This is a genomic window from Candidatus Thiosymbion oneisti (genome assembly GCF_900092655.1).
Classification (GTDB): domain Bacteria; phylum Pseudomonadota; class Gammaproteobacteria; order Chromatiales; family Chromatiaceae; genus Thiosymbion; species Thiosymbion oneisti.
This window is the reverse complement of sequence record NZ_FLUY01001837.1, coordinates 1-4,452: the sequence shown is the minus strand read 5'-3', so window position 1 is coordinate 4,452 and position 4,452 is coordinate 1. Positions and strand designations below refer to the sequence as shown.

The following is a 4,452-nucleotide window of genomic DNA, read 5'->3' as shown; positions in this document are numbered from 1 at the left end:
ACTGTGAAAGTATTCGCTTTTCCTGATAGCGGTGGGATGAAACTTTTTATTTCGCGCTAAATTCTGTACAAAGTGGGGCTAGGAGCAAGATACACTGCCTAATTTAGACAAATTATGTTCTGCTGTCCCTTCCACTCTGAAAATTCAGTAATACTTTCACAGTCTCTGGAGCGTGGGAACGAGCTGGAACATGGTCTGTCCCTGAGGTATCAGGCTGGCGGACCTCGTCAAGGATCCCTCAGACTACTCCTGATGCGGACCTCTATCACCCGAACATCCTGCTCTATGCTCAAAACCGCGATTACCCCGAGCATGAGTGTACATTCGAGTTCATCGCATTATGTCGCCCAACGATCACCTTTTCATCACGCGTCAATACTATGCCTACAACGGCCTTTTCAACAGTACCCGCGCGCTCTACATCTCGACCTATTCCCTGGTCTTGAATCAGGTGCTCGGGCTACCGTTGGCCTGGTTGCCTTGGGTGTTGGTCGCCAATCTTCTCTTTACCATGCTTACCGAAATCCCGACCGGCGCGTTTGCCGATATCGCCGGGCGCCGAAGGAGCTTCCTCTATGCCATCTCACTGACGGGACTTGGCTATCTGGTCTATGCCGGTGCGATCGAGTCGTACGCACCGCCCGTGTTGATGATGGTAATCGTCGTCGTCGCTGAGCTACTGCTCGCGTTAGGGTATACCTTTTACTCCGGTGCTTTGGAAGCCTGGATGGTCGACTTACGCGCCGATCATGACCAGATCGCACTGAAGGCAGTGTTCTCGCGTGGGCAGTTGATCAAAAATCTACTCTATGTGGCTGGCGGGCTGGTGGGAATCGCCTTGTTTCTTTTCGACCTACCCTGGTTGAGCACGTTCGCTGTCGGCGCGTCGATCTGCATGCTACTCCTCCTGCATGGTTTCAGAAGAATGGTGTCGGACAAGGCACCGGTCGTCATGCCTTCCGAACGCTCACCCACTATTGGGCTTTCGACCTACACCGGACATGTACGCCGGAGCCTAATCAAACTGAGAACACATCCGGCGATAACTCGCCTGATGGTTAGCGCCGCAGTGGCCTTTTTTGTACTGCAGTTCGTCGTGTTCTTCTGGCCGCTCTATCTCGTTCAATTGCTGGCAACCGACGCCACCTCGGACCGCATTGGAGAAAGCGCCGTGCTACTTGCCGCAAGCTGGGTGCTGGCCTATGGCGCACGCGCACTGGGCAATGCGATACCAACACTACGCATCCTGCGTAAGAAACACTTCATGGGTATCTTAATATCTTTGAGCGTCAGCAGCATTGCGATGCTCATACTGGCCGCTTTGACCCAGTTGACCGGTATAGTGTCTATAATGACTCTCGGGATTGTCAGTACTCTGCTTTACGGGTTGGTGCGATTTGGGGAGGGTGTTGGAGATCCGCTCCGGCAGTTCCTGCTCAACCGTCTCCTTGATCCCCGGGACCGCTCGACCATGCTGTCGCTGAACTCGACTCTCTCCATGTTGGTCTCGGCGGTCGGCCTCACATTCTGTGCATTCGCGTTGCAGCAAGGCGCGACGGTGCCGATACTCTTGTCCGTTTCCGCGATCGCACAGCTTGCAACCCTCGCCCTCTATTATCGGGTGTTGTCATCGAAGGTAGGTCATGCCCATGCACCACGAGGATCTTAGGCGTACCTTGCTGGATATACCTTTCCCGACCCTGTTGGCGTTCGCCGAGCGCTACCGACTCGATGTCCCGGACGAAGTGCACAAGGAGCAGTTGGTCGATCTGATTCTGGAGAACCAGCCCACCAGGGCCGAGCTCGAGCTGCGCAGCACGAACCTGATGGAAGTTCTGGCGATACGGCATGATGCCGGCGCCAAGATTCGCGAGGCCGAACACAGAATCAAGGAGAGATCAGAAGCCGCCACCGGCAAGATAAAGCGGCTTCAGAAAGGCTTTCGAACAGATGCGGAAGTCTGCACGAAGGAACTCAAAAACACCGGCAAAACCACGTTTCAGAGTACTCTACTTATCTTAAGTATCGTCGCCGTGCTCTTTGGCGCCGGATGGTTCTACGAGATCTTCAATATTCGCAAGCAACAGATGGATGTTAACCGCTTGTCCAGGACAGCGATGGACATCCTGCAGGGGAACCTTGTCCTGGCGAGGAGTTACCAAGAGATAGCAGTCCAAAGCATCATGCATGAGACAGAGCAGTTACTTGAGGGCATCACGCGCTCTCTCTGGGTGATCGAAGATCCGCGCTGGCTCCAGGTTGGCAACAACGAAGACCGGCTACGGCAGCTGCTGTCGATCTCACGCCACCATGCCAGTCTGCATCATGTCGACCTTGAGTCACGAGATACAGAGGCGATCAACGATGACTCCAGGTCCGCGTTGGATGCCTACCGAGCGTTCAACGATGAATATGCACCCATTATCGAGGCCCTGGTCGACACCCAAGCCGCGCTCCGGTCCCTCGAGCCATTGAAAAAGGAAAAGACCATCGTCGAGCTGAACCGTGCCTATCATGCCTGGGCGACCATCCGACTCGATGACGACTATAAGATCACCCTGTTCAATGACTTTGCGCACCGTCTCACGGCATACCGGCACAATGTGATGGGTCTGCTGGAGCTGTTTCGCTTCGAGATCGTTCCGGCGCCGTCCCTCCTAGATGAAGCGGAAGATCGCTTCCGTAGGGCGATAGCTGACTTCAAGGACTCGAGAAAGTTTCCTCTGCCAGACAGCAACATTGGCTACGCTAACCTGTTGCGGTTGCTCATCTTGGCCGACGAAGTGTCCGTCGATGATTTGATCACCCATGCCGAGCGCGCAACGCATTTCTTCAAGCTCGCTCGCGCAAAATCCAGACCAGGTGCCGCAGCATCCCTCGTTTTGAACAATGCTGGCTATGCAAAAGTAATCGAATCCCAGCTGCGCGAAACCTATTTTTTCCATTCCGACGGTCCTGACCTCTGGGCTGAGTATTTCAAGGCAGTAGAATCAGAGGTGAAAGAACAGCAGGAAGAAGGCGTGGAATCAACGGATGATTTTTATCATAAGCTTTGGTCTATGATCCAGAAACAAGTAGCAGATTCAGACAAGAGTTGTCTCCCAGCGAAGGAGTGCGTTCAGGCCCTGAATTGGATTATTCGTTCCGAAGATTTTAGCGAGTATTTGCCTCAGAAGATTAGTCAATCTGAGGAGCCCACGCTCCCCGAGTTGATTAATAAATTGCGTCGCAACAGAAGAAAGCTTCCAGATCATCTACGGCAACGCATCAACCGCCAGGTGATCAACGAAAAGGCAAATCTCCTCCCATTGAAGGCTCCCCTTTGGAAACAATTGAAGCCCATGTTGGCCCCCTATTCGAGAACGGACGAGACCTCCGCTGGAAATGGATGGGCAGCTCTGCAAGAAGGGAAGGATTTTCTGCAGCAAGCGCTTAATCAAAGGCCGCCTGCGACTGTAGTGACGGCAACCTGGGTCGAAGCGTCTTGCCTGGAGCTGAGATACGCGTTGGGAAAGCAGCAATCGAAGACATCCAGGTCTTACTCCCAGTCACCAGAAACAAGCTCGAACATACTATCGCCGAGAGGATATATATCCTCAAGTGCTATTGGTTCCATTGCGATAGGGGCCAAGAAAACCGACCCACTCGACGAGCGGGAGCTGGTTGCGAATATCGAGCAGTACCTAGAGCGCACGAAGCAAAACGGATACCTTTGGCAACAGAGAGAGCTGGACGAAAACCAGTTCTGCATGGCCATCCCGAAGCTGAAGAGGGTATTCGATGATTACAGTCGACGCGCCAGTGCAGAATAGGGACAACAGAACTCTTCAGGATCATAGCGCTTGCAGCACCGGGTCGGCGTGTAAGAAAGAGTGGCGACTGTAGCAAACGAGACGGTACGAAAGGCCAATGTCGTGAATACTTTATCGAACAAGGAACGCATCGCTTGGTTGTTTGCCTTGGCTTGCGCAGTAGTGGCGATCATTTACAAAGAGGACTTGTTCTCGCAGTCTCCCTCCCGGTTAGATGTGACGACCCCAGAGCCGCGGTCGCTGAGAATTGCGACGGCAAGCGAGAAAGGCATCTATCACGGCATCGCCGAGGTAATGTCGGACCCAAGCGCCACGGATAGGACGAAGAATTCTGGTACCGAGGGTGAACCGCCATACAGGTTGGATCCTGTTACTTCTTCGGGGTCCATTTACAACATTCGCAAGGTCATGGCGAGAGAGGTGGATTTTGCATTCGTGCAGTCCGACCAAGCCCGGCTCGCGTTTACCGGCGAATCCAGCCCCTTCGATGAGCAAAGCCCCTGGGACGAATGGCCGCAAAAGGATCTGCGTACCGTCGTCGCGCTCCATCCGGAAACGCGGTGGTGGTTAATATATGAGTGAAATCTTAGCCAACAGCTGGCAACAGTTCGGTATTATAGCGGTGCAGAAAGAGTTTCAA

Annotated in this window: 3 protein-coding genes; all 3 read left to right on the top strand. The window is 53.5% G+C overall.

The features are described 5' to 3' along the window. The first annotated feature begins 340 nt into the window (after window positions 1-340). The 3 genes from BQ17_RS19600 to BQ17_RS19590 are packed head-to-tail and all read left to right on the top strand — an operon-like array spanning window position 341 to window position 4,394. Entirely contained in the window at window positions 341-1,669 is a 1,329-nt protein-coding gene (locus BQ17_RS19600) for an MFS transporter (protein WP_089730025.1), read from the top strand. Continuing rightward, entirely contained in the window at window positions 1,650-3,812 is a 2,163-nt protein-coding gene (locus tag BQ17_RS19595) for a hypothetical protein (RefSeq protein ID WP_176722528.1), read from the top strand. Before BQ17_RS19600 ends, BQ17_RS19595 begins: the two co-directional genes overlap by 20 nt. 60 nt (window positions 3,813-3,872) lie before the next feature. Beyond that, entirely contained in the window at window positions 3,873-4,394 is a 522-nt protein-coding gene (locus BQ17_RS19590; protein WP_089730021.1) for a TAXI family TRAP transporter solute-binding subunit, read from the top strand. The last annotated feature ends 58 nt before the right edge of the window (window positions 4,395-4,452 follow it).

What these genes read in the sequence shown, in the direction of transcription:
- BQ17_RS19600 (WP_089730025.1), top strand. Translation starts at nt 341, where the DNA reads ATGTCGCCCAACGATCACCTTTTCATCACGCGTCAATACTATGCCTAC.
- BQ17_RS19595 (WP_176722528.1), top strand. Translation starts at nt 1,650, where the DNA reads ATGCACCACGAGGATCTTAGGCGTACCTTGCTGGATATACCTTTCCCG.